The following is a 22,107-nucleotide window of genomic DNA, read 5'->3' on the forward strand; positions in this document are numbered from 1 at the left end:
GCTCAGTCGTGACCGGTGCGCTCCCCCGGGGGCCTGCCGAGCAGGTTGACGGGGACCTTCAGGTAACGGGTCTGATTGTCCTCGGCGGGCGGCAGTCTGCCGGCGCGCATGTTGATCTGGACCGAGGGGATGATCAGTCGCGGCATGGGCAGGCCGGCGTCACGGTCGCGGCGCATGACCACGTACTCCTCCCGCGACCGGCCGCCGCCGACGTGAATGTTGGTTGCGCGTTGTTCGGCGACGGTGGTTTGGCAACGGGGCGCTCTCCCCTCGGGCACATAGTCGTGGCAGACGAACATGCGGGTGTCGTCCGGCAATGCCAGCAGTTTCCGGATGGAATCGAACAACAGGCCGGCGTCGCCACCCGGGAAGTCCGCCCGTGCAGTGCCCACGTCCGGTGGAAACAGCGTGTCGCCGACGAAAACGGCATCCCCGATCAGGAAGCTGTTGCTGTCCGACGTGTGCCCGGGCGTGTGGAGTACCCTAACCTCCAGACCTGCGGTATGGATGATCTCGCCTTCTGCGAGCAGCCGGTCGAAATCGTCTCCTTCGGGCTGCTGCTCACCGGCCAGATTGAACACCTTGACGAAGCGTTCCTGCACCTGGCGAATACCCTCGCCGATCGCCACCTTCGCGCCCAGTTCCCTTTTCAGGTAGGGGGCGGCAGAGATGTGGTCCGCATGGGCGTGTGTCTCCAGAATCCACTCCACCCGGTAGCCGTGCTCACGCACGAAGGCGAGCAACGTATCCGCCGTCTCGGTCCAGGTGCGGGCTGCCTTGTAGTCGAAGTCGAGTACCGGGTCGATGATGATCGCGCTGTCGCCCCCCGGAGGGGCAACGACGTAGGACCAGGTACTGGTGTCGTCGTGGAAGAAGGGGGTAACGTCCGGGCGCATGGCGTGTCTCCATCGACGATGGCGTGTCACCTACAGCTTAGGCACAGCCGTGATACCGACGACATGACGCGCGTCAATGGGAGCGGCCTCGTGGCCCTGCCTGGTGCGGTTCCGCCGGATCACCCCTTGATGCACACCATCGGCACCAGTCGCGCGACCTTGCGCGCCAGGCCGGCGCCTTCGGCGGCGTCGACCACGGCGCTCACGTCCTTGTAGGCGCCGGGGGCTTCTTCCGCCACACCGCGCGGGCTCGGGCTGCGGATGACAATCCCGCGCGCGGCCAGGTCGTCGATGAGCTGCCGCCCCTGCCAGTGACGCGTGGCCTGGCGCCGGCTCATGGCCCGACCTGCGCCATGACAGGCAGAGGAAAAAGCCAGAGACTCGCTGGTCGACATGCCGGCGAGCACGTAGCTTGCGGTTCCCATGGACCCGCCGATGAGCACGGGCTGCCCGGTACCGGAGTACGCACCGGGGAGCTCTGGATGGCCAGGCCCGAAAGCGCGCGTGGCACCCTTGCGATGGACGAACAAGCGGCGGCGTTGCCCGTCGATCTCGTGGACCTCTTCCTTGCAGGTATTGTGCGAGACGTCATACAGCAGCGTGAGGCGCGCCGCCGGCAGGACCCCGGCACAGACCTCGCGCGTCAGGTGGGTGATGATCTGGCGGTTGGCCAGGGCACAGTTGATGGCCGCCCGCATTGCTCCCAGATACTCCCGCCCCAGATCGGAGTTGATGGGCGCGCAGGCAAGCTCCCGCTCGGGCAGGGAGATGCCGTACTCGTGGGCAGCCAGCGCCATGCGCTTGAGAAACTCGCCGCCGACCTGGTGCCCGAGGCCGCGTGAGCCGCAATGGATGCTGATGACAACCTCGTCCCGGACCAGGCCGAAGGCCGCGGCCGTCGGTTCGTCAAGGATCTCCGCGACCCTCTGCACTTCCAGATAGTGGTTTCCGGAACCCAGCGTCCCCATTTCGGCGCGTTGCCGCTTGCGTGCCTCCGCGGAAATGAAGGCAGGCACCGCTCCGGCCATCATGCCGCGTTCCTCGATGCGCTCCAGATCCCTCTCCTCGCCCCAGCCGCAACGCACCGCCCAGTCGGCGCCACCGGACAGCATCGCATCCATGGCGTTCTCGTCGAGCCGGATCTCGCCGCGGCTACCCAGGCCGGCCGGAATCGCCGCGAACAGGGCATCGGCCAGTTCCGCCTTGTGCGCCTCGACCTGCTCGCTATCCACACCGGTCAGCAGCGTTCGCACGCCGCAGGAGATGTCGAACCCCACACCGCCTGCGGAGACCACCCCGCCCAGTTCGGGATCGAACGCGGCCACGCCGCCGATGGGAAAGCCATAGCCCCAGTGCGCATCGGGCATGGCGTAAGAGGCCTTGACGATGCCGGGCAGGCGGGCAACGTTGGTGACCTGTTCGAAGACCTTGTCATCCATGCCTCCCACCAGCGCCGCGTCGGCGTAGAGCACGCCCGGGACGTACATGCCCCCTTCCGGTGCAATGTGCCACTCCCACGGGCCCTTACGGATCAGTCGATTGGTATCCATGATACTCAGACATCCACCACGCATTCGGCCACGCAGGCCCCGGCGTCATCGCGGCAGACGCGCAGGCCGGTCAGCGTGGCACCCTTGATCTCCACCGCCGGCTGGTGGCGGGCGATATCGATGGGCTCGCCCCACACCCGGGCGGTCAGCCGCAGATGGTCAATCACGACGTCAAACCCGGAGAACAGCATGCGGCGGGTCGCCATGGCGTAGACCAGCGAGTCGATCCAGTTGATCAGCAGGAACTCCTCGTCGGGTCCCTCGCAGGCCAACGTCACCTCGGTCACGGGACGCACTCGGGAGGGCTCGCAGATCACCGCCGTCATGGCAATGGCTGCCTGCTGAAAAGCGGAGGCCAGGTCCGGCCCGACACCACGGATACCGATATCGGCGTCATGATGAAAGTGCTCCCAATGCGCCCGGATCGCGCTACCAGGCGTCACGGGATCCCTGCCGGTGCAACTGGCCATGGCGTCGGGTCCCGTGATCAGTCCACGCCCGGGCGCGAGGGCCGACGGCGAAACTCGAGATCGCGCTGCCGTTCGACCATCGCTGCCAGATCATCGAGCAGCTCCGCCAGCAGGCCGATCACGTCATCTGCCGTGATGATCCCCACGAGCACCCCGCTGCCACTGACCACCGGGACACGGCGCACACCCTTGCGCTGCATCTCCTCGAGGGTATCGAACAGACTGTCGCCCTCGCGAGCCAGGACCGGTGGATCGGTGATCAGGTCACCCACGGTAATGGCGTCGGGATCGAGTTCTGTCGCCATGATCTCGACCACGAGGTCACGATCGGTGACGATCCCGACGGGGTGGGACTGGTCCTCCCGCTTCTCCACCACGACTACGGTGCCCACGTGGTGGCGACGCATGAGCACGGCCGCCGTGGTAGCCGTCTCATCGCCCGTCACGATGACGACGTTTCGGTTGCAGTGATACCCCACGTTCATTGCCTGTGACCTCCATCGTCAGACGGACTGGAGCGTCAGTCCGGCGGATACTGCTTGCCGAGACGGTAAACCGTGCTCGCGACCGGGCCCTCGTCACCAACCGCTTCCGCGAAGCGAACGCGGTCCCCCGTGCTGAGATGCTCGAACGCCTGATCCACCACGCTGTTGCGCCAGAACGCAATCTCCCGCCCGTCGGCGGTTTCAATGATCCCGCGCCCGGCGCCGTGGTCGATTTCGCGGACACGGCCGACCGGTGCTGGTTCGTGATGCTTGACGTCCTGGCGTACCCGCCGCGCGTGGTCCTCCAGCTGCCGAATGAGCGCGCGCAACGCGTCCCGGAAGGCCACGTATGGGTCTTCATGGGCGTGATCCCGTTCCGGGTCACGACTGGCAACCAGTTCCGCACCCGGCACTGTCACCGCAATCCGCACGTGATAGACGTTGCCCCGGTGATGATGCCGGTGGCGGGCCTCCACCGCCACCTGACAGCTCATGATTGGCTCGAAATGGCGTTCCAGCTTGCCCACACGCCGTCGAATCCGGGCCTCCAGCGCCGGTGAACTGTCCATGTTGCGGAACGTAATCTGTACTGGTTTCTGCAAGTGTCCGTTTCCCGGTCGATGCAATGTTGTCAACTGCGGCGGCCAACCGAGAGTCATCTCCGGGGGGCGAGATGATCGTCGAAGGGCTTCTCTCAGGCCTGGAGCGCGCCGTGTGTCACCAAGGATAGTGGGGAAGCCAAACCCGGCGATGAGGGGATCCCCGTATCGAAAGACCGGCACGCTGCCGCTTGGCCCCAAGGGGTCAGCACCGCACCAGTGACCGGATTGCGCCGGTAGGTCGTGCAACCCTTCAGGCCCAGTGCATGGGCCCGCTGATACAGATCCCGGAAGGCAGCGAAAGAGTACGCCTCGGGCAGGTTGATAGTCTTGGAGATGGCGTTGTCCACCCATGGCTGCAGCGCCGCCGCCATGGCGAGCTGGGCCAGCGGCTTCACCTGCAGCGCATCCACGAAGTATGCCGGCGGCGTAGCGTCGGGGTAGCGCTGGCGCCAGAGGCGGTGGGCGTAGTCCGTCAGGTAGAAGGCACGCCGGCGCGCGGCCGCGTCCAGCACCCAGCGCCGCTGCCGGAACTGATGGACGGGCTCCACGCCGCTGGAGATATTGCCGGCCAGCAGGCTGATGGAACCGCCGGGCGCAATGGCTGTGAGATGGCTATTGCGCATGCCGTGGCGGGCAATCCCGGCACGGATGTCGGCAGGCAGCCCCCGCACGAACGGACGCTCCAGATAGGCCCGTGCCTCGAACCGGGGGAAGGGCCCCTTGACGCGGGCGAGCTCCACAGATGTGCGATAGGCGCTCAGGCAGATGGTTTGCATCATCCTGGCCGCGGTTCTTCTGGCCTTGTCGCCGGCATAGTGCAGGCCCAGCATGATGAGCGCATCACCCAGCCCTGTGATGCCCAGACCAATTCGCCGGTCCCCCCGGGCACGCTCGGCCTGTTGCGGCAGCGGGAACCGGGACACGTCGATAACGTTGTCCAGCATCCGGGTCGCCGTCGCGGCGATGGTTTCCAGCCCCTTCCAGTCCATCTGCGCATGCCCGGTGAACGGTGCCCGCACGAAGCGGGTGAGATTGACCGAACCAAGATCACAGGCACCGTAGGGCGGTAGCGGAATCTCCCCGCAGGGGTTGGTGGCGGTGATGTGCTCACGGTTGCCGAGGTTGTTCCAGTGGTTCACCGTGTCCACGAAGAGCACACCCGGTTCGGCATGCTTGTAGGTGGCGCGCATGAGACGCTCCCACAGTGCGCGGGCTGAAACCCGGCGCAGAACGCGGCAACGCACCGGGTGTTGGTGCCCGGTCCACTGCCTGTCAACGCATTCCCCGTCATCCGGGGTGTGCCGGGCATCCGCGGGGAATACCAGGGCCCAGTCAGCGTTGTTCTGGACCGCTTCCATGAACGCGTCCGTGATCTGCACGGAGAGGTTGAACCGGGTCAGTACCCCGGCCTCACTCTTGGCGTCGATAAAGGTCTCGATATCAGGATGATCGCAACGCAGCGTCGCCATCATCGCGCCACGCCGCGCACCGGTGGACTGGATGGTGGCGCACATGCTGTCCCAGATCCGCATGAACGACACGGGCCCCGACGCAATGGCGCCACTGCCAGGGGCAACGCTCCCCGCCGGGCGCAGGGTGGAGAAGTCGCAGCCGATGCCGCCGCCGCGTTGCATGGTCAGTGCCGCTTCCTTGAGGTGGTCGAATATCCGCTCCAGGTCGTCCTCGATGACGCCCATGACGAAGCAGTTGAACAGGGTCACGTCGTAATCGGTGCCGGCACCCGCCTGAATGCGCCCACCGGGAAGAAACCGGAATCCCCGGAGGGCCTGCAGAAAACACGTGCTCCAGTAGCCGGCATCGGCCTCGGGGGCCGCCAACGCCGCGGCGATGCGATCCCAGCTGGCTTCGATGTCTGCTTCGGCAGGCCGCCCGGCGGGTCGATAACGGTACTTGCTCGCCCAGATGTAGCGCGCTATATCGGTGTCGAACCAAGCGCTGGTCACCATTTGCGGCACCTGTCCGTCGGCCGGTTAGTGGCAGCCTGTCGATCCCGGCGGTCGTCCTGATCCGGCCTGTTCGGCTGTCATTGGCTTGAGCGTAGTCTCTGCCCGCGCCCCGGCATTGACTTCCGTCAACACCCAGGGCCGCAAAGCGGCGTAGATTGGTGGGATCTCGGAGGGGAGGAGCGGGCCAATGGATACGATCTGGGTAGTGGTTGCTGATCAGTCCCGCGCGCGGCTGTTCTCCATGGAAGGACGCTGGAGCGCGCTGGAAGAGGTGGACAACATCGTCCACCCGGAGGGACGCCTGCACGACCAGGATATCAACGCGGACCGGCCAGGGCGAAGCTTCGACACGATGGGTGAAGGACGCCACGGCATGAGCAAACAGCACTCACCCAAAGAGACGGCCGCGACGCGTTTTGCCACGGAGATCAGTCGGCGCGTTACGTCGGCACACCATGAAGGCGCCTTCACGCAGCTGGTTCTGATTGCCCCTCCGCGGTTCCTGGCCCAGTTACGCGAGCATCTTCCGCCCACTGTAGCCCGGAGCGTGATCCTCGCCGAGAACAAGAACCTAACCCAGGAGAACTCCAGAGCGATCCGCGAACACATCGGCAGCGCCTGGGGCAGATCACGGTAGCCCGGTACAGCGGACTCTATGGCGTCCTGATTCGGCCAGGGGAGCACCGCGACCCGTTACCCTGCCCGCCGCCGAATCAGACCGGAAGATCGGTATCTCGATCGTGGTCCGGCCGGGCCACGATCTCGGTCATCGTGGCCTCGGTAAGAAGCAGCACACTCGCCGCGGAGACGGCGTTCTCCAGAGCAACCCGAACGACCTTGGTCGGGTCGACGATACCGGCCTCCATCAGATCCAGATAGCGTCCGGTGGCGGCATCCAGCCCGAGGTTGCCATCACTGGCAAGCATTCGCTCGATCACCACGCCCCCGTCCACCGCCGAGTTTTCCGCGATCTGCCGGGCGGGCGCCTGGAGGGCGTGCTGCAGGATGCGCAGCCCGGTGCGCTCGTCCCCCTCGGTACGCTCGGCTTCCGCACTGATCGCCGGCGTGCATCGCACCAGGGCAAGCCCACCACCGGCGACGATGCCTTCGGCGACCGCCGCCTTGGTGGCACTGATGGCGTCGTCCAGCGCTTCCTTGCGGGACTTCATTTCCGTCTCGGAAGGCGCACCGGCGCGTATGACGGCAACGCCACCGCTCAGCCGCGCGATTCGCTCTTCCAGCTTCTCCCGGTCGTAGTCACTGGTACTCTTATCCAGCTCGCGGCGTATCTGCTGTACGCGCCCCTGAATGGCGTCCGCACTCCCGCCGCCGCCGATGATGGTGGTATTCGCGGAGTCGACCACCACGCGGGCGGCACGCCCCAGTTGCGACAGCGACAGTTCCTGCAGCCGCTGGCCCAGCTCGTCCGAGACCACCGTCGCCCCGGTGACTGCCGCCAGATCCCCGAGCATGGCCCTGCGGCGGTCACCGAACCCGGGAGCCTTGACTGCCACGCAATGCAGAATGCCACGCAGGTGATTGACGATAAGCGTCGCCAATGCCTCGCCGGCCACGTCGTCGGCGATCACAAGTACCGGACACCCCGCCTCCGCCACCTGCTCGAGCAACGGCACCAGCTCTTTCGGGTTGGACAGCTTGCGATCGGTCAGGAAGATGGAGGATTCCTCGAGAATGGCCTCCATGCGCGTCGGCTCGGTGACGAAATAGGGGGAGATGTACCCGCGGTCAAAACGCAACCCCTCGACCACTTCCAGCACGGTCTCGGTGGTCCGGGACTCCTCAACAGTGATGACGCCATCCTCGCCGACCTTCTCGATGGCTTCCGCCACCAGCTCTCCGATCTCCTTGTTGCCGTGGGCGGACAGGGTGGCGACCTGCGCCCTCTCGGCCCGCGTGGACAGTTTCCTGGAGCGGCTGGCCAGATCGTCAATTGCCGCCCGCAGGCCCCGCTCCAGGCCGCGCTTGAGATCGATGGCACTGGCACCGGCCACCACGTTGCGCAGCCCTTCCGAGAAAATCGCGTGCGCAAGGACGGTGGCGGTACTGGTGCCGTCACCGACCAGGTCTCCCGTCTTCTCCGCAGCCTGGCGCAGCACCTGGACGCCGAGGTTCTCTTCCGGATCCTCGAGCTCCAGTTCCCTGGCAATGGTGACCCCGTCGTCGCAGACCAGCGGCTCCCCCCAGCGCTTCTGGATCAGCACCGCCTTTGACTTCGGTCCCAGCGTCACGCGCACGGCATCCGTCAACTGCGTCGCGCCGGACAGCACCTTCTCGCGCGCGGCCGACCGGAAGAGAACACGTTTCGCAGTCATGGATTCGCTCCCGGTGGCCGGCGGGCCACAGCCGGCGCGGCGCAGGATTCCGCCACCCTATTCCACCTTGATCTGGCGGCGTCGGACCTCGTTCACTTTCGGCAGCGTCAGCTCGAGGATGCCGTTCTCGAACCGCGCCCTGGCCTTGTCGGCATCGACCTCGCTCGGCAATGCAACCGTGCGCTCGAACTCGCCATGGCTGATCTCCCGGCGGAAGTACACGCCCTCTTCCTTGGTTTCCTCGTGGTGTGAACGACCGCGGATCGTCACCAGGTTGTCCGCAACCGACACGTCGAGGTTCTCCCGGTCAACGCCAGGGATCTCGGCGCGAACAACAAGCTGCTTGTCCTGATCGACCACATCCACTTTCGGCATACCTGGGTGGCGTTGCGGCCAACGGCCGCGCAACGACTGCTCCGGCAACCCCGACCACCAGCGCCGCGGCAACAGATCGTCAAACCAGCGATCGTAGTCGTCGAACAATGACGGCCACTTGTTGCCTGGTTTCGTGACGCCCGACGGAGTCTCCTCCTGACCTTTGCGCAGACCCTTCTCCTGAACCATCACCGGACCTCCTCGTGTTTGTTCCCTGTGCAGCAGACCGGCGACGCCGGCATGCCCTCGATCCTTGATATCACCGCAGGAACGGCAGGGTCATTGACGCGCGTCATAGGGAGCGGGGAACAGCGTACGGAAAGCCTGACCGGGTGCGTTGCTCACGGGACAACCACCACCGGCATCATTGCATCCTCCACCAGGTCGGCCGGTTCACGGGAGGCCTGAAGCCCCCACTGGCGGGGAATGACCAGCCGCTGTGCCGACTCTTCCCGGAGCACCTGCAGGATGCTGTCCGCAGTGACACTGCGGATACTCTGCACCCGGGCAAGAATATCCGTCTCCTGCAGCAATGTGCGCACGGCGTGTTCGCGCTGGACGCCACCGCCGACGCCCTCCCGTGGCAACAGGACCGCCAGCGACGCCCCGTTCTCACGGGTCATGGCCACCGCGGCCTCCAGCGCACGGAGCCCTTCCTCACCGGCTGGCACCACAACGGCGACCACCGCAGGCGAGGCGGACCTGACAGGAGGCTCGTAGATCATGACAGGCCCCGGGGCGCGGGCCATCAGCTCTCTCGCCGTTGAGCCCACCCGCAGCCCCAACGCACGGCCATACCCCACCTTGCCCAGCACGAGAAAATCGTGCCGCGTGGATTCTCGCAGAACGGTCTGGATGACCCGCCCCCGGTAGACCTGCAACCTTGCCTGCAGCCCGTGCGCTCGCGCGATGCGCTCGAGATCAAGGCGCATCGCCTCTGCGCGGTCGCGCAGGCGCTGTTCCACCTCTCCCGGCTGCATCGGCCGCACGGCGCCGGAGGCCCCCACTTCCCGCGCCCAGGGGTAACCGGCGCAGTGGACCAGCGCGTCCTCCGCCACGAACCAGCCCACGAACTCTACCCGGCTCGCCCTGGCGAACGCCGCCGCGGCATCCAGCGCCGCCAGACTTCCCCTGGAGGCGTCCAGCAGGACCACCACGCGGCGGACGCCCACCTGCCCGACAACCAGACCACTGGAATCGGGCTGCCCCCCCCTGCTCTCGCGGTCATCCGGCCCTGTCATCACCCGCAGGCTCCTCCTCCGACCGGCTTCGCCGCTGATGCACGACGGCAAACGCCGCGAGTCGATCGGCCACGGCACGATTCAGGCTCTCCTCGGGCCAGGCACCGTCCTCCAACCGCGCGCCCGGATCCATGCCGGTCGACAAAGCCAGGGCATCGTCCACATGCTTGAGCGGATACAGCTGGAAGCGGCCGGCAGCCACGGCGTCGCGGACGTCCCGATGCAGCATCAGGTGGGGCACGTTGGCAGCCGGGAGCGCGACGGCCTGGGTGCCGTCCAGACCCGCCGTTCGGCAGACCTCGAAGAAGCCCTCCACCTTTTCGTTGACACCACCCACGGCCTGGACCTCACCGTGCTGATTGACGGAGCCTGTGACGGCGATTCCCTGGCGCAGGGGCACACGACTGATCGCCGAGATAAGGGCACAAAGCTCGGCAACCGAGGCGCTGTCTCCGTCAATGCGCCCGTACGATTGCTCAAAGGCCAGGCTCGCCGACAGGGAGAGCTCGCTGTCCGGTGCGTAGCGGCTGCCGAGGAATCGCGCCAGAATCATCACACCCTTGGAGTGGACCCGCCCACCGAGCTTTGCCTCACGCTCGATATCCACCAGCTGGCCCCGGCCCGGCCGCGCCGTTGCTGTGATGCGGGTAGGCTGGCCGAACGCATAGTCACCGAGTTGCAGCACGGAGAGGCCGTTGATGGAACCGACCTGGTCTCCTTCGGTGGCAATCATCTGGATGCCCCGGCGCACCATGTCGCGGCTGCGCTCACGCACCCTCGACGCCCGATACTCCTGCGCCTGCAGGGTCTTCTCGATATGATGGACACCCACGCATGCGGCGGCGTCTCGCTCGGCGTAATGGCTTGCCTCGGCCATCAGGTCCGCCAGCTCACGCCCTCGGGCGGACAGGCGTTCACTGTCCGCTGCCATGCGCCCGGCATGCTCGATGACACGAGCCACGGCGGCGCGGTCCAGGGGGTGCAGGGCCTCGCGAGCCACAATCGTTGCGACCATCCGTGCATAGAGTTGCCGCGCCTCCGCATTTGCGGGCAGATCATCCTCCAGGTCCGCCTCCACCTTGAACAGGTCCGCGAAGTCCGGGTCGTGGGCGGCGAGGAGGTAATACAGCAGCCGATCACCAATGAGAATGACTTTTACATTCAGCGGCACGGGCTCCGGTTCCGGGCTCGCCGTGGTCCAGAAACCGTAGGTCTTCTCCAGCGACTCCGGCCGTATCTCCGCGGCGAACAGGGTGCGCTTCAAGGTCTCCCAGGCGAACGCCTGCGTCAGCAGTTTGCGCACATCCACCAGCAGATAACCGCCATTGGCGCGATGCAGCGCCCCCGGGCGAATCTGTGTGAAATCGGTAATCAGGGCGCCGTGGTGAACCAGATACTCGATACGCCCAACGAGGCGCTGGTGCGTCGGCATGTCCTCGTAGATGACTGGCGCGCCGCTCTCATCCGCCTCGGAATGCACCAGCAGATTGGCCTGGTAGCGGTGCAGAAGCAGCTCGATCTGCTCTCGCTCCCCGGAGCGGAACACTTCGAAGTTGCCCACCAGGTCGTCGCGAACCGCGTCCAGGTGGGCCACGCCGACGGGAAGCTCTCCGTAGCGCTCGCGCAATTCCTCAATGGGGCGCCCGATCGCCAGGAGGGTCATCTCCTCGTTGAGCTGGCGTACGGCCTGCTGCGCCTCCTTCTGCCATTGCGGGAACTGCTGAAACAGCTCCTGCAGCTGATTCTGCAAGCTTTCGATGATCTGCTGGAAACGCTTGCGCTCGTCTTCCGGCAGCTGCTGGAACGCATCCGGCGGGATGACCTCACCACCCTCGTTCATGGGAGCGAACGCGAATCCGGTGGGCGTATTCAGAAGCGCAATGCTGTTGCGCTCGGCCTCGTGCTGCATGCGTTCGAAGGCCTGCCGGTGGCGCCGATTGTGTTGGTGCTGCAGCTCCTGCAGGCGGTTCTGATACTCCTCGCTCTCGAACGTGGCCGGTATGGACGTGCGCATGTCGTCGATGAGCCGCTCCAGATCCCCCCGCCACTGCTGCCCCTGACCCGGAGGAAGCTTCAGGAGGCGGGGTCGGTCCGGTTCTTCGAAATTATGCAGGTAGCACCAGTCCCAGGGCAGCGCCTCCGACCTGGCCACCCCGCTGAGGAACCGGCGTGTGATTTCGAGGGTATCCGCCCCGGGCGGCCCCATGACAAACAGGTTGAAACCGGGGCGACGCACACTGGCCGCGAGGCTGATCGCATCCAGGGCGCGCTGCTGCCCTGGAGGCCGCTCAACCAGCTCCAGCTCGGCCGTGGTGTCGAACTGGAGTTCGGCCGGGTCGCATATCCTGTAGAGCGCCTCGGGAGGCAGGGGCTGGGGCGGTGTGACCCCGCCCTTACCAGCCATCACCCGACCGAGGCTCGACCGACGCCGGCGAATCCGGCGTTGCTTGCCGCGGCGGCCAGCGGACAGTCACCTGCGCAGGATGAAGGTGGCAGTCGATGGCCTTCTCATGGGCCTTGAGCGCATCCGGGAATCGCAAAGGCGCTCCGTCCTCGTGGGTCAGACGGCACCACAGAGGCGCAGGCGAACCCGGCGGCATCAAATGAACCCATACCAGATACCCACCCTGGCCATCACGAGGTGGCGCAATGCAGGCCCGAACGATTTCCCGATGCCGGCGACGCACCTCTGCGGGGGTCAGCAAGTCATCGACGGATCCGGCAACAGGCGTATTGGCCGCAGCTCGTCGCTGTCCGAAGGATGTTGCGCCGCCGCTGGCATGGGTGTCGCTTGTCTGGAGGAAGTCGTGGCTGGATTGGTCGTGCAACCGGGTGTGTTTGTGCATGCGTCTCCCCTCGCGTCCCCGTTTACGTCCTTAGGTTGTTAAGGTGTGTTTTGTGCCAACCAAGAATAGTGGCGACGTCCGGGGCCGCGATGAGGGGATCCCCGTATAATGCAAGTGCGCCGTGTCGGCGCCCAGCGCTTATCGTGATCCCGCTGTCCGCCGTTTCATCCACGCCGCGACGACCATCAGGACAGCAATCCCGCCCATCAGCATGATGGTCCCGCCATCAACGCCCTCACCCCGTCGAATGGCATCAATGGCACCGTAGACGGCAGTGGCATACAGGCTCCACTTAATGCCGAGACCAATAACGATGGCCACCACGAACCCCGGCAGGCCAACTCGCAGCACACCGGCGGCGTAGTTGACCGCCGCATGGGGAAAGCCCGGCAGGACGCGCAGGGCGCACTGGGAGAGCATATCGCTGCGCTTGCGCATGAACGCGATCACACCCGCGGCGCTGCGGGCATTGCGCAGCCGGGTGCTAAGGGCCGAGGCGACCCAGTAGGCGCCCAGGCAGCCGGGCAGGCTACCGGCCAACAGCATGGGCACGGCAACAACGGGTGGGTGAAACGGCGCAATCAGCCAGAACACCAGGCTGCCCGGCAGGGCGAAGACGAAGAACACCGCAAGCAGAACGACGCTCCCGACCATGGCCCAGGGCTTGCGCGCGTACTCCTCGCCGGTGGCCACCAGTGTCTCCAGTGACACGGGCTGCCACAGGGCGAGCACGAGGCCGACACCCAGCAGCACAACCAAGAGAATGGAACGCCAGGCCAAGCTGTGCCTCACTCTGGACTCCTGTGCCGGAAACGCTGGTTCAGACGATCATCATCTCACAGGAGACGCCGGGCATTCTCCAGCTCCCCTAGCAGGGCGTCAGGCGGTGGCTCATCCAGAACGGTGGAGAACGCCTGGTGCATCTGGCCGGCAACGCGCTCCAGAGCCCCACCGGGGCCAACCCGGGCGGCGCATCGCAGAGCGACACCCCAGAGCGTTTCATTAAGGTTGGTCTGGGCAAGCGCATCCAGGCAGAAACGCAGCGCTTCACGGGGGGCCTCTTGCTCGAGCCGAACGGCCAGGGTTTCCGCAAGCTCCTGGTGTGCATTGCCCACTTCGGTGGCGATAAAATCGGACTCCAGTTCGTCAGCGCCGGCGAGTTCCGGGGGGCCCTGGCAGCAGGCAACGGCCTCCTCAAGGGTGTGGCGATCGCACGCCTCGGACTGGCGTGCCAGCACCACCACCTCCCAAGCGTCCACCCATACCCGGCCAGTGGCAAAGGCGATGCGGCCGCCTTCCGCCACCACGGCACCGGGATCACCGAGTTGTTCCCGCAGCCGATGGCAGGCCACATTGAGGCTATTCATGGCGCGATCCCGGCGACTGCCGGGCCAGAGGCGACGTGCCAGCGTATCGCGATCCAGCCCCTTCGGCCCTGCCGCCACCAGCGACGACACGAGGGCAACCTGCCCCTGGCTGCTGAACGGCCGGGTCGCGGACTCACAGTCCCTGCGCTCCACGCACAGCCCGCCCAGGGTACGCAACCGCACCGGCCAGGGCCAGGCAAGGCGAAGCCCGGGGTCCGGCGGCGGGGCAAGATCCGCCCTGGCAATCAGCCAGCGAACGTAGTCGGTCTCGATGCCGGCCTGGAGCGCCAGGCCACAGAGTGCCGACAGCTCCCGGCGGCGTATGAGAAACGGGAAGAACAGGTACTCCCGGGCACCGGCGGCGAACAGCCGCCGCAGATAGGGCAAGGCACGATGCGGCTGCCCCCTCATCAGAGGGATCCGCGCCAGCGGGGTGTACAACAGCATGTCCAGAAACGCGCTGGGGAAGCCCACTCTCGCCCGCCGTGCCGCGGCAGCCTGGCGCAGGGCCTCGGCATGTGACCCGGTGTCCGCAAGACAGCCCGCGAGCACCGCCCGGAACCCGGCCGACAGCACCGGCGCGCCCTGGTCTTCCACGGCCACCAGGCTGTCGCGGCTGTGGCTGACGGCGGCATGGGCATCCCCGTTCAGCCACGCCTCACAGGCGAGGAAATGGGCATGAAAGGTGTCGTAGAAGGCCTTGTGGGCCCGGCATTCTCCACGCTGGAACCACGGCAGCCACTGCCGCAGCAGCCCGGAATCCTCGAAACACAGGGCGGCCTGCAACGGCGGAACACCGCATTCCCAGCTACGCAGCCCATACTGGAGAATAAGCTCACGGGCTTGCAGGGCACCCCGTTCGCAGGCTTCCCGATCCGCCTGGAAAAACAGGGCGTAAAGGGAGGTGAATGTCAGCCAGACACTGCGAGGCAACGGCGACGCCCGCTCCTGCGCCTGCGGATGCTCACGCATCAAGCCCATGACACGCTCGGCGCCGGCGCGCCGGCCGAGCTGCCAGGTGTAGACGAACATGAGCTGGCCGGCGAGCATGAGACGCTCGTCATCGGGCATCTCGCCGGCCAGAGTGGAGAGTGCTTCACGCTCCCAGCGCGCGAATACAGGATCATGGGGGCGGCTATGCCCCAGGGCCGCCACGATCCCCCGCAGAGCGGCGAACCAGAGGTCCTGCGGGAGCTGTTCACGGAACGCGGTCTCATGGCCGTGGAACGCTTCGATCCAGCAGTCGTAGAACGCGACGTGCTGTTTCTCCATCCAGGCACTGTCGATGATGCCGGTCCAGGCAATGGCCATCCGGTCATACATCCGCCGCAGCTCCAACCCTTCCCATGCATCCATCAATAGCGTTCGTGCCCGTGTGGAGTCGTGCAGGATCAGGCAAACGCCTTCCCAGAGGATCAGCTCCGGATCCGCCTGCCGGGCCGTCTCCGGGATCTCCTCCAGCCAGGCGAGCAGGTTCTCCCGTCGCCCGTCCTGGATCAGGGCCGGGGCCGCATGCTTCAGGCCCGTGGCCAGCATTTCCAGATCATGCGCGTCAGCCAGTAGGCGGGCACCGGTGGTCCAGTCTCCCCACTCCCAGAGCACGCGCCCCCAGTGCGCGGCCAGCGTGCGGACGCCCGGAACGCCACGGTCGCGGGTCAGCTGCCGCCGCAGGAACGCCCGGAACAGGTCGTGCAGCCGCACCTGTGGCCCGTCCACCGTTGCTTCCAGGTCGACGAAGGCGTGTTCGCTGACCAGCCGGTGCAGACGTTCCTCGGCATCCGCCGTTCCGGAGCCCGCGGCCGCACAGGCCATGGGAAACCGGCCCGGCACCGCACAGCTGCGCAACAATGCCAGATCAGCCGCCGCCATGTGTCTGGTCACCTCGGTGGCAAACCAGTCGTCCAGGGACCCCTGCAGCCGGACTTCCGGAAGGACGTCACCGTGCCGACGCCATTGTTCCAGGGCCAGCATCAGGCCGGCCGCCCAGCCACCGGTCCACTCATGGAGGGCAAGGGTCCGGTCATCCGCGCCATCACGCCCCAGCAGGGCGGCCACCTCGTCCGTCGTAAACGCAAGCACGGATTCATCCAGGACATGCAGGCGGCCACGACCCCGCACACCAGCCCATGCCGCGGAGGGCTCGCTGCGGCTGGCGACGATGACCTGCACCCCCTGCGCCGCGAGTACTTCGAGCATGATGGGCAGCAGGTCGGCGGCTTCCCCCGGTTCCAGGTTATGCAGGTCATCGATCAGCAATGCGAATGCATCGCCCATGGCTGCGCCCAGGTTCCAGGCCAGGCGTCTGCCGAAATCGAGCGGCGATCCTGAGTGGGCAGGCGTATACACAGGCAGTTCCACGGGCGTGCCGTCCAGCACCGCGAGCGTCCGCGCCCGCAGCAGACGGAAAAGCTCCCCGGTGGTCCACCCGCTCTCCGGGACGGGCAACTCCACAAGGCATCGGCGCCTGCGTCGCGCAAAGTCACGGGCCAGGGTGGTTTTGCCATAGCCACCGGCCGCGGCCAGCCAGACGACGCCATCGTCACCGGCTGCTTTCAGCGCAGCCATTGCACGCGGGCGATTCACAACCTGCTCGGCTGGAAGCGCCGGTGATATTGCCGTCTGCGACAGCGGTGCGGCACTGCTCGGCTCGCGCCTTGAAGTCATTGTTCTCGTTGAAGTCCCGCGCAGTTTTCTGGATGCCCTTTCAGGAGAACGTACCACGGGGGATGGCGGGCCGACGACCGGAAGATCGCGCCTGCGGACGATGGGCACCCGAACGGCTCCCCTGGTTTCCCTGATGCCACAGACTGCTGTAAGGCGACTGTAAGCAGAACCGTCAACGATGCGGGAACCCAAGGTGGGCAAGATGACAACAGGAGTCCGGCAATGAACCAAAAGAATGCTTACCTGGCCGCCATTCTGTCGGCGATTTCCGTGGCACTCGGGGGCTGCTTCGGCGGGAGCGGGAGTAGCAGTAGCAGCGATAGTGATGACGGCGGGAGCACCGAACCACCCACGGTGACAGACCCGATCAGGGACGTCAGCGGCGCAGAGTCCCTGCTGTACTTCACCACCGGCGCCACCAGTGGCGAGACGAAGACCCTGTCTGCCCTGGATGCGGACAGCCCGGATCATCAGGTGATCGTCGCCGACGAGATCGCCAACAACTACCAGGCGTCCGGGCGCACCTCCAGCGGGAGCTCCCCATCCAACCATCACCCCAATGCTCGCAACCTGCCCCTTGGGCTCTATACCGCGGACGTCGGCTCGGACGGGCTGGACGGTGAACTCACCGACGTTCACCACCCGCTGGTTGTCTACAACACCCCGGACGGCCACCTGTACCGCGCGAGCGCTACGGGCAACGACCCCGACCCGCAGCGAATCTCCAGCGAGACAGACGCGGGCGTGGTCTGCGGGGCGGCGCTGGTGCCCGATTTCGAGGAGCCGCTGGACGCGGTACTGCTGTATCAGACGGCGATCGAGGACCCGGACGGAAACAAAACCTGTGACGCAACATCCGAACCCTGGCGCGAGGGCGAGTGGAAGGTCGTCCGCGTGGGGGACGACGATACCGTACCCCCCTGGGAAGTGTTCGACCATCCCGCCGAGGAGACCTACTCCATCGTCCCCTTTCAGGACTGGGACGACGGCTCTGCCGAAGGATTTCTCATCTCTGCTGATGTTCCCGACGGTCCTGGTGAAATCACGAAATGGTTCACCGCCGACGGCACTGCTTCCGGAACAATTGACCATCCCGCCAGAGACTTTGAAGTAGTAGAGCGCGTCGGCCCGAACGGCAAGCAAATCGTTAACCTAGGCGGGTTAATCTACACGTACACGTTCGGCGAGGACGACTGGGATTCGGTCGGCGGTAACCGGTCCGTAGGGTCCTTCGACGGGGCTCAACATGCCGTCCGCGTCGACAACGACGTAATCATGGTTGCCAGCGACACGGGCCAGCTGCTTCGAATCGACGGCGAAACGGGCCAGTCGGACCAAATCCATGAGGTTAGCGAGTGGGCAGGCGCAACCCGCATCGTCGGTGCCACGGACGACCGCATCGCCCTGATTTCCACTGTCGACGAGGGCGATGGGACAGGCCAGAACTACGTCGCCAAGCTCTGGAGCTTCGGCCTCAACGACAGCAGCGTCAATGAGCTGACCACGCTGGAGAACGAGGACAGCACGATCTTCCCCCCGGTACAGGTCGACCGCCGCTTTCCCATTGCCTCGGAGCGGGCACCCGAGGGGTGGATCTTCATCTCCGACTTTGCCGAGAGGGAGGCCGTGGCCATTCACATGTCGGGAAGCGGCGAGTACCGGATCCCGAACGCCGAGTGGTGGGGCCAGACGTGGGCACCCGACATTTCCGTCACCGGCCGGGAAGCCCAGCGGGTACTCCTCGCCGATATGGAGGCCGGAGCACTGCGCTCGCGCGCCGCGGACGACCCGCGCGTGGGGACGGAGGTCACGTTCAATACACCGGCAGACCTGAGCCGCACCGACCTGGTGGGCGGTTTCGACAGCCGTACCCTCGCAGGCATGACCACTGCCGATTCGGACCGTGACATGCTCTACCTGGACGGAACGGACGGGAACTCGCTGACCCGACTCACGGATACACCAGAGGGACTGGCTCGGCCGGTGCCGTTCTTCTGACGACGTCAGACCGCCGGGCAGACGATGCGAGTCGCCCGGCGGTTCAGCTCGCTGTCCACGGCCTGCGGCAGACGTGCACTCGAGATGGCCCGGTCAAGGTTGCTTCGGAGTATTGCGGGGAGGGTCAGAAGAATTGGACAAGGCCACCTTCCGTGGCAGCCTCAAGTCCTTCAATATGGTGGAGCCAGGCGGGATCGAACCGCCGACCTCCTGCATGCCATGCAGGCGCTCTCCCAGCTGAGCTATGGCCCCGATGTTTCGAGGATGCGTATGATAGGCAGCCGATCCTGCCTTGTCAAACGCCCTCCCGTGAGTCGATGAACGCTAGCGCTGCGTCGATTCGCGCAAGGCTGACATCCCGCCCCAGCAACTCCAGGGTCTCGTCGATGGGCGGCGACACCGGCCCGCCGGACAGCGCCACACGCAAAGGCTGGGCCACCTTGCCGAGCTTCAGTTCCAACCGCTCCGCCACATCCTGCACCGTCTGGTGCAGCGCACCGCGCTCCCATTCGGCAACGGCCGCCAGCGCCTCCCGCAGCGCAGCCAGCGCTGGACGCGTCTCATCCTTGAGGTTCTTCTTCGCGGCCTTCTCGTCGTAGGCCTCAGGCATGCGGTAGAAGAACGCGCTGTTGCGCGCCATCTCCTCCAGCGTCTTGGCCCGCTCTCTCTGGGAAACCACCACCGCGTCCAGCGATGGCCCGTCAGACGGATCGATCCCAAGCTGCCCCATGTGCCAACTCAGGTGCCGCGCCACATGGGCAGGCTCCAGCGTCTTCATGTAGTGCTGATTGAGCCAGTCCAGCTTCGAGACGTTCAGCGCCGACGCCTTCGCGTTCAGGGAATCGATATCGAAGAGCTGCACCATCTCATCCAGCGAGAATACCTCCTGGTCACCATGGGACCAGCCCAGCCGCACCAGGTAGTTCAGAACGGCCTCGGGCATGTAGCCCTGGTCGCGGTAGTTCATGACGCCCACCGCACCGTGACGCTTCGACAGCCGCTTGCCGTCCTCACCGAGGATCATGGGCACGTGCGCATAGACCGGCGGCTGCACACCCAGCGCCTGGAGGATATTCACCTGCCGCGGCGTGTTGTTCAGGTGATCGTCGCCGCGGATGACATGGGTGATCCCCATGTCCATGTCGTCCACCACCACGGTGAGGTTGTAGGTGGGCGAACCGTCTGTGCGGGCAATGATGAGATCATCAAGCTCGCTGTTGTTGAACGCCACGCGCCCGTGCACGCGGTCGTCCACCACCACCGCACCCTCCTCCGGGTTACGGAAGCGAATGACGTGCGACGTATCAGGCGCGGGCGGCTCCTGCAGATCACGGCACTTGCCGTCGTAGCGGGGCTTCTCCTTGCGCTTCTGCTGCTCCTCGCGCAGGGCATCAAGCCGCTCCTTCGAGCAGTAGCACTTGTACGCCTTGCCCTCGTCCAGCAACTGCTGGATCACTTCCCGGTACCGGTCGAACCGCTGGGTCTGATAGAACGGCCCCTCGTCGTACTCCAGGCCGAGCCAGGTCATGCCCTCGAGAATCGCGTTGACCGACTCCTGGGTGGAGCGCTCCTGGTCGGTGTCCTCGACGCGCAGCACGAAACTGCCGCCGTGCTTGCGGGCGTAGAGCCAGGAGAACAGCGCGGTGCGCGCACCGCCGATGTGCAGATAGCCCGTGGGGCTTGGGGCGAAACGAGTCTTCAGCGTCATACGGCCGGGTCCTTATACTCCGTCACCTGTAAGTTGAGGTGGCGTATGGTAGCAAAGCCCGCCCTCCGGAGGCACCGCGACGTTGACAGCCTCCAAGCTTGCACCTAGAATTTTGCAACTCGATCGGGCGCGTAGCTCAGCGGGAGAGCACTGCCTTCACACGGCAGGGGTCGCTGGTTCAATCCCAGCCGCGCCCACCATACAAATCAACGACTTAAAGCCGTCGCTGACCGAAAACCCTTCACTTCACGGACCTTTGCAGGGCGTTTGCAGGGCCTGAAGGTGAAGGGTTTTTTGCGTTTGGTGTTATCGAGGATCCCTTCCCTTCTGTATTCACCTGTATATGGGAGGGTTCCATGGGAACCATCATCAAGCGCAAAGGACCGGACGGCCAAGCCGTTTACCAGACCCAGATCCAAGTCAAGAACCCCTACGACGGCAAGCGTCACAGACACGCACGGACCTTCGACACCCGACGCGAGGCCAAGGCTTGGCTCCGCGACCATGAAGGCGAGATCCGCCGGGAGCTGAAGGCCAACCCACAGGACGCTGGCGTATTTACGCTGGCCGAGGCGTGTCGCCGCTACATCACGGACATCTGCCCCACCCTCAAGGGAGGTGAGTCTGATACGGGCCGACTGGAGCGGTGGATTCGCCGCCACCCCCTGCGCAGTGTGCCACTGGCCGAACTCCACCGGGGCCAACTCTCGGACTGGCGCGACGACCGCCTGGAGGAGGTCAAACCCGGCACGGTGAATAAAGAACTCGGTCTCCTCAGCCGCGTCATCGAAGCGGCCATCCAGGACTGGGGATACGACCTGAGAGAAAACCCGGTCAAGCGGATTCGCAAACCGAAATCCAACGATGCCCGAGATCGCCGCCTTCGCGGCCCTGAAGAGGAATACCTCCTGAGAGCCGCCCGCCCCGCACAGCAACGCGGCTACCACAACCACCCGGCTCGTAACACGTCCATGGAGGCGATCCTGATCCTCGCGATCGAGACGGCAATGCGTCGCAGCGAGATTACGCGACTACAGTGGCAACATGTATTTGAGGACGAGGGCTACGCCCTCTTAAAGGACACGAAGAACGGGGACGGTCGCGAGATCCTGCTCACCGGCCGGGCTTCGGAGACGCTCAAAGGGCTACGGGAAGCCAGCCCAGGGGAGCACGTCTCGCCCTATACCAATGAAGCGATCCGACAAGCCTGGCCCCGCATTCTCACACGGGCACGCCAGACGTACCGTGCCGACTGTGAGGCCAATTGCGAAGAGCCTGACCCAACGTTATTCACGAACCTCACCTTCCATGACCTCAGGCACGAGGCGATCTCGCGCATGGCAGACAAAACGGGATGGGATCCGAACCGGTTGGCAACGTTCTCGGGCCACCGGAGTCTGACGTCCCTGAAACGCTACGTGCACAACAGCCGCGATCTATTGATCAGGGAACTGCGCGCCTTTGAAAGTAAGTGACATACCCGGCCCTGGGGGCCACGCCGCCGCCAGGGCTCTCTCTTCCCTGTGGAGGGTGGGGAAAATCGGGTTCCTTCGCGATCTGTGTGGGTAGTCGGCATTTTCCCGGGGTAGCCGCTCATGGGGTGAC

At 65.5% G+C, this 22,107-nt stretch carries 17 protein-coding genes and 2 tRNA genes; 4 read left to right on the top strand and 15 right to left on the bottom strand.

The genetic code is table 11. The annotated features are described in order from the left end of the window. Nucleotides 1-2 precede the first annotated feature (2 nt). The 6 genes from ACNSTU_RS14430 to ACNSTU_RS14455 all read right to left on the bottom strand — a co-directional run bounded on the left by ACNSTU_RS14430 (nt 3) and on the right by ACNSTU_RS14455 (nt 5,970). A complete protein-coding gene (locus tag ACNSTU_RS14430) occupies nt 3-896 on the bottom strand; it encodes an MBL fold metallo-hydrolase (protein WP_290633197.1) in 894 nt (297 codons plus the stop codon). A 119-nt stretch (nt 897-1,015) separates the two neighbouring features. Beyond that, nucleotides 1,016-2,446, bottom strand: a complete 1,431-nt coding sequence (locus tag ACNSTU_RS14435; protein WP_290637268.1) for an RtcB family protein — start codon at nt 2,444-2,446, stop codon at nt 1,016-1,018. A 5-nt stretch (nt 2,447-2,451) separates the two neighbouring features. Next, the gene (locus ACNSTU_RS14440) at nt 2,452-2,889 is read right to left on the bottom strand and encodes an archease (protein WP_290633201.1); all 438 of its coding nucleotides are present in this window, start codon (nt 2,887-2,889) and stop codon (nt 2,452-2,454) included. Between the two features lie 44 nt (nt 2,890-2,933). After that, nucleotides 2,934-3,401, bottom strand: a complete 468-nt coding sequence (locus tag ACNSTU_RS14445) for a CBS domain-containing protein (RefSeq protein ID WP_290633203.1) — start codon at nt 3,399-3,401, stop codon at nt 2,934-2,936. Between the two features lie 35 nt (nt 3,402-3,436). Continuing rightward, complete coding sequence (locus ACNSTU_RS14450) at nt 3,437-4,003, bottom strand: HPF/RaiA family ribosome-associated protein (RefSeq protein WP_418212530.1); 567 nt, start codon at nt 4,001-4,003, stop codon at nt 3,437-3,439. Between the two features lie 92 nt (nt 4,004-4,095). Next, on the bottom strand, nt 4,096-5,970 hold the full coding sequence (locus ACNSTU_RS14455) for an adenosylcobalamin-dependent ribonucleoside-diphosphate reductase (RefSeq protein WP_418212531.1): 1,875 nt from the start codon (nt 5,968-5,970) through the stop codon (nt 4,096-4,098). Between the two features lie 187 nt (nt 5,971-6,157). On the opposite strand from ACNSTU_RS14455, the gene ACNSTU_RS14460 reads away from it, so the two are divergent. Further along, entirely contained in the window at nt 6,158-6,607 is a 450-nt protein-coding gene (locus ACNSTU_RS14460; RefSeq protein WP_418212532.1) for a host attachment protein, read from the top strand. A 76-nt stretch (nt 6,608-6,683) separates the two neighbouring features. Here ACNSTU_RS14460 and groL read toward each other — a convergent pair whose 3' ends face one another. From groL to ACNSTU_RS14495, 7 genes are all read right to left on the bottom strand, one after another. Then, entirely contained in the window at nt 6,684-8,303 is a 1,620-nt protein-coding gene (groL, locus tag ACNSTU_RS14465) for a chaperonin GroEL (RefSeq protein ID WP_290633673.1), read from the bottom strand. A gap of 57 nt (nt 8,304-8,360) precedes the next feature. Next, nucleotides 8,361-8,867, bottom strand: a complete 507-nt coding sequence (locus ACNSTU_RS14470) for an Hsp20/alpha crystallin family protein (RefSeq protein WP_290633672.1) — start codon at nt 8,865-8,867, stop codon at nt 8,361-8,363. 152 nt (nt 8,868-9,019) lie between these two features. Continuing rightward, entirely contained in the window at nt 9,020-9,919 is a 900-nt protein-coding gene (locus ACNSTU_RS14475) for a universal stress protein (RefSeq protein WP_290633671.1), read from the bottom strand. Beyond that, on the bottom strand, nt 9,903-12,323 hold the full coding sequence (locus ACNSTU_RS14480) for a Lon protease family protein (RefSeq protein WP_290636806.1): 2,421 nt from the start codon (nt 12,321-12,323) through the stop codon (nt 9,903-9,905). The genes ACNSTU_RS14475 and ACNSTU_RS14480 overlap by 17 nt, the downstream gene beginning before the upstream one ends. Beyond that, on the bottom strand, nt 12,313-12,765 hold the full coding sequence (locus tag ACNSTU_RS14485; RefSeq protein WP_418212533.1) for a hypothetical protein: 453 nt from the start codon (nt 12,763-12,765) through the stop codon (nt 12,313-12,315). The genes ACNSTU_RS14480 and ACNSTU_RS14485 overlap by 11 nt, the downstream gene beginning before the upstream one ends. A 138-nt stretch (nt 12,766-12,903) precedes the next feature. After that, nucleotides 12,904-13,557 (bottom strand): VTT domain-containing protein, encoded by a 654-nt coding sequence (locus tag ACNSTU_RS14490; RefSeq protein WP_290633669.1) that lies wholly within the window; start codon nt 13,555-13,557, stop codon nt 12,904-12,906. A 44-nt stretch (nt 13,558-13,601) separates the two neighbouring features. Next, a complete protein-coding gene (locus tag ACNSTU_RS14495; RefSeq protein ID WP_418212534.1) occupies nt 13,602-16,697 on the bottom strand; it encodes a hypothetical protein in 3,096 nt (1,031 codons plus the stop codon). 321 nt (nt 16,698-17,018) lie between these two features. Between ACNSTU_RS14495 and ACNSTU_RS14500 the strand changes: the two genes are divergently transcribed. Beyond that, the gene (locus ACNSTU_RS14500; protein WP_290636804.1) at nt 17,019-18,794 is read left to right on the top strand and encodes a hypothetical protein; all 1,776 of its coding nucleotides are present in this window, start codon (nt 17,019-17,021) and stop codon (nt 18,792-18,794) included. Nucleotides 18,795-18,970: 176 nt separating this feature from the next. Here the strand turns inward: ACNSTU_RS14500 and ACNSTU_RS14505 are convergent. Both ACNSTU_RS14505 and gltX read right to left on the bottom strand, forming a co-directional pair. Further along, nucleotides 18,971-19,046: transfer RNA gene (locus ACNSTU_RS14505), tRNA-Ala, on the bottom strand. Nucleotides 19,047-19,089: 43 nt separating this feature from the next. After that, nucleotides 19,090-20,502: a glutamate--tRNA ligase gene (gltX, locus tag ACNSTU_RS14510; RefSeq protein WP_418212535.1), complete on the bottom strand. Its 1,413-nt coding sequence runs from the start codon at nt 20,500-20,502 to the stop codon at nt 19,090-19,092. 125 nt (nt 20,503-20,627) lie between these two features. Here gltX and ACNSTU_RS14515 point away from each other — a divergent pair. Together ACNSTU_RS14515 and ACNSTU_RS14520 are read left to right on the top strand one after the other, a co-directional pair. Further along, a tRNA-Val gene (locus ACNSTU_RS14515) sits at nt 20,628-20,702 on the top strand. Nucleotides 20,703-20,858: 156 nt separating this feature from the next. Further along, nucleotides 20,859-21,977, top strand: a complete 1,119-nt coding sequence (locus tag ACNSTU_RS14520; protein WP_418212536.1) for a tyrosine-type recombinase/integrase — start codon at nt 20,859-20,861, stop codon at nt 21,975-21,977. The last annotated feature ends 130 nt before the right edge of the window (nt 21,978-22,107 follow it).

The organism is Aquisalimonas sp. APHAB1-3 (assembly GCF_048323695.1).
GTDB lineage: Bacteria > Pseudomonadota > Gammaproteobacteria > Nitrococcales > Aquisalimonadaceae > Aquisalimonas.

Excerpts from the sequence above, each read along its gene's own strand:
- ACNSTU_RS14430 (WP_290633197.1), bottom strand. The coding sequence starts at position 896 with ATGCGCCCGGACGTTACCCCCTTCTTCCACGACGACACCAGTACCTGG.
- ACNSTU_RS14435 (WP_290637268.1), bottom strand. The coding sequence starts at position 2,446 with ATGGATACCAATCGACTGATCCGTAAGGGCCCGTGGGAGTGGCACATT.
- ACNSTU_RS14445 (WP_290633203.1), bottom strand. The coding sequence starts at position 3,401 with ATGAACGTGGGGTATCACTGCAACCGAAACGTCGTCATCGTGACGGGC.
- ACNSTU_RS14455 (WP_418212531.1), bottom strand. The coding sequence starts at position 5,970 with ATGGTGACCAGCGCTTGGTTCGACACCGATATAGCGCGCTACATCTGG.
- ACNSTU_RS14460 (WP_418212532.1), top strand. The coding sequence starts at position 6,158 with ATGGATACGATCTGGGTAGTGGTTGCTGATCAGTCCCGCGCGCGGCTG.
- groL (WP_290633673.1), bottom strand. The coding sequence starts at position 8,303 with ATGACTGCGAAACGTGTTCTCTTCCGGTCGGCCGCGCGCGAGAAGGTG.
- ACNSTU_RS14470 (WP_290633672.1), bottom strand. The coding sequence starts at position 8,867 with ATGGTTCAGGAGAAGGGTCTGCGCAAAGGTCAGGAGGAGACTCCGTCG.
- ACNSTU_RS14475 (WP_290633671.1), bottom strand. The coding sequence starts at position 9,919 with ATGACAGGGCCGGATGACCGCGAGAGCAGGGGGGGGCAGCCCGATTCC.
- ACNSTU_RS14480 (WP_290636806.1), bottom strand. The coding sequence starts at position 12,323 with ATGGCTGGTAAGGGCGGGGTCACACCGCCCCAGCCCCTGCCTCCCGAG.
- ACNSTU_RS14485 (WP_418212533.1), bottom strand. The coding sequence starts at position 12,765 with ATGCACAAACACACCCGGTTGCACGACCAATCCAGCCACGACTTCCTC.
- ACNSTU_RS14495 (WP_418212534.1), bottom strand. The coding sequence starts at position 16,697 with ATGGCTGCGCTGAAAGCAGCCGGTGACGATGGCGTCGTCTGGCTGGCC.
- ACNSTU_RS14500 (WP_290636804.1), top strand. The coding sequence starts at position 17,019 with ATGAACCAAAAGAATGCTTACCTGGCCGCCATTCTGTCGGCGATTTCC.
- gltX (WP_418212535.1), bottom strand. The coding sequence starts at position 20,502 with ATGACGCTGAAGACTCGTTTCGCCCCAAGCCCCACGGGCTATCTGCAC.
- ACNSTU_RS14520 (WP_418212536.1), top strand. The coding sequence starts at position 20,859 with ATGGGAACCATCATCAAGCGCAAAGGACCGGACGGCCAAGCCGTTTAC.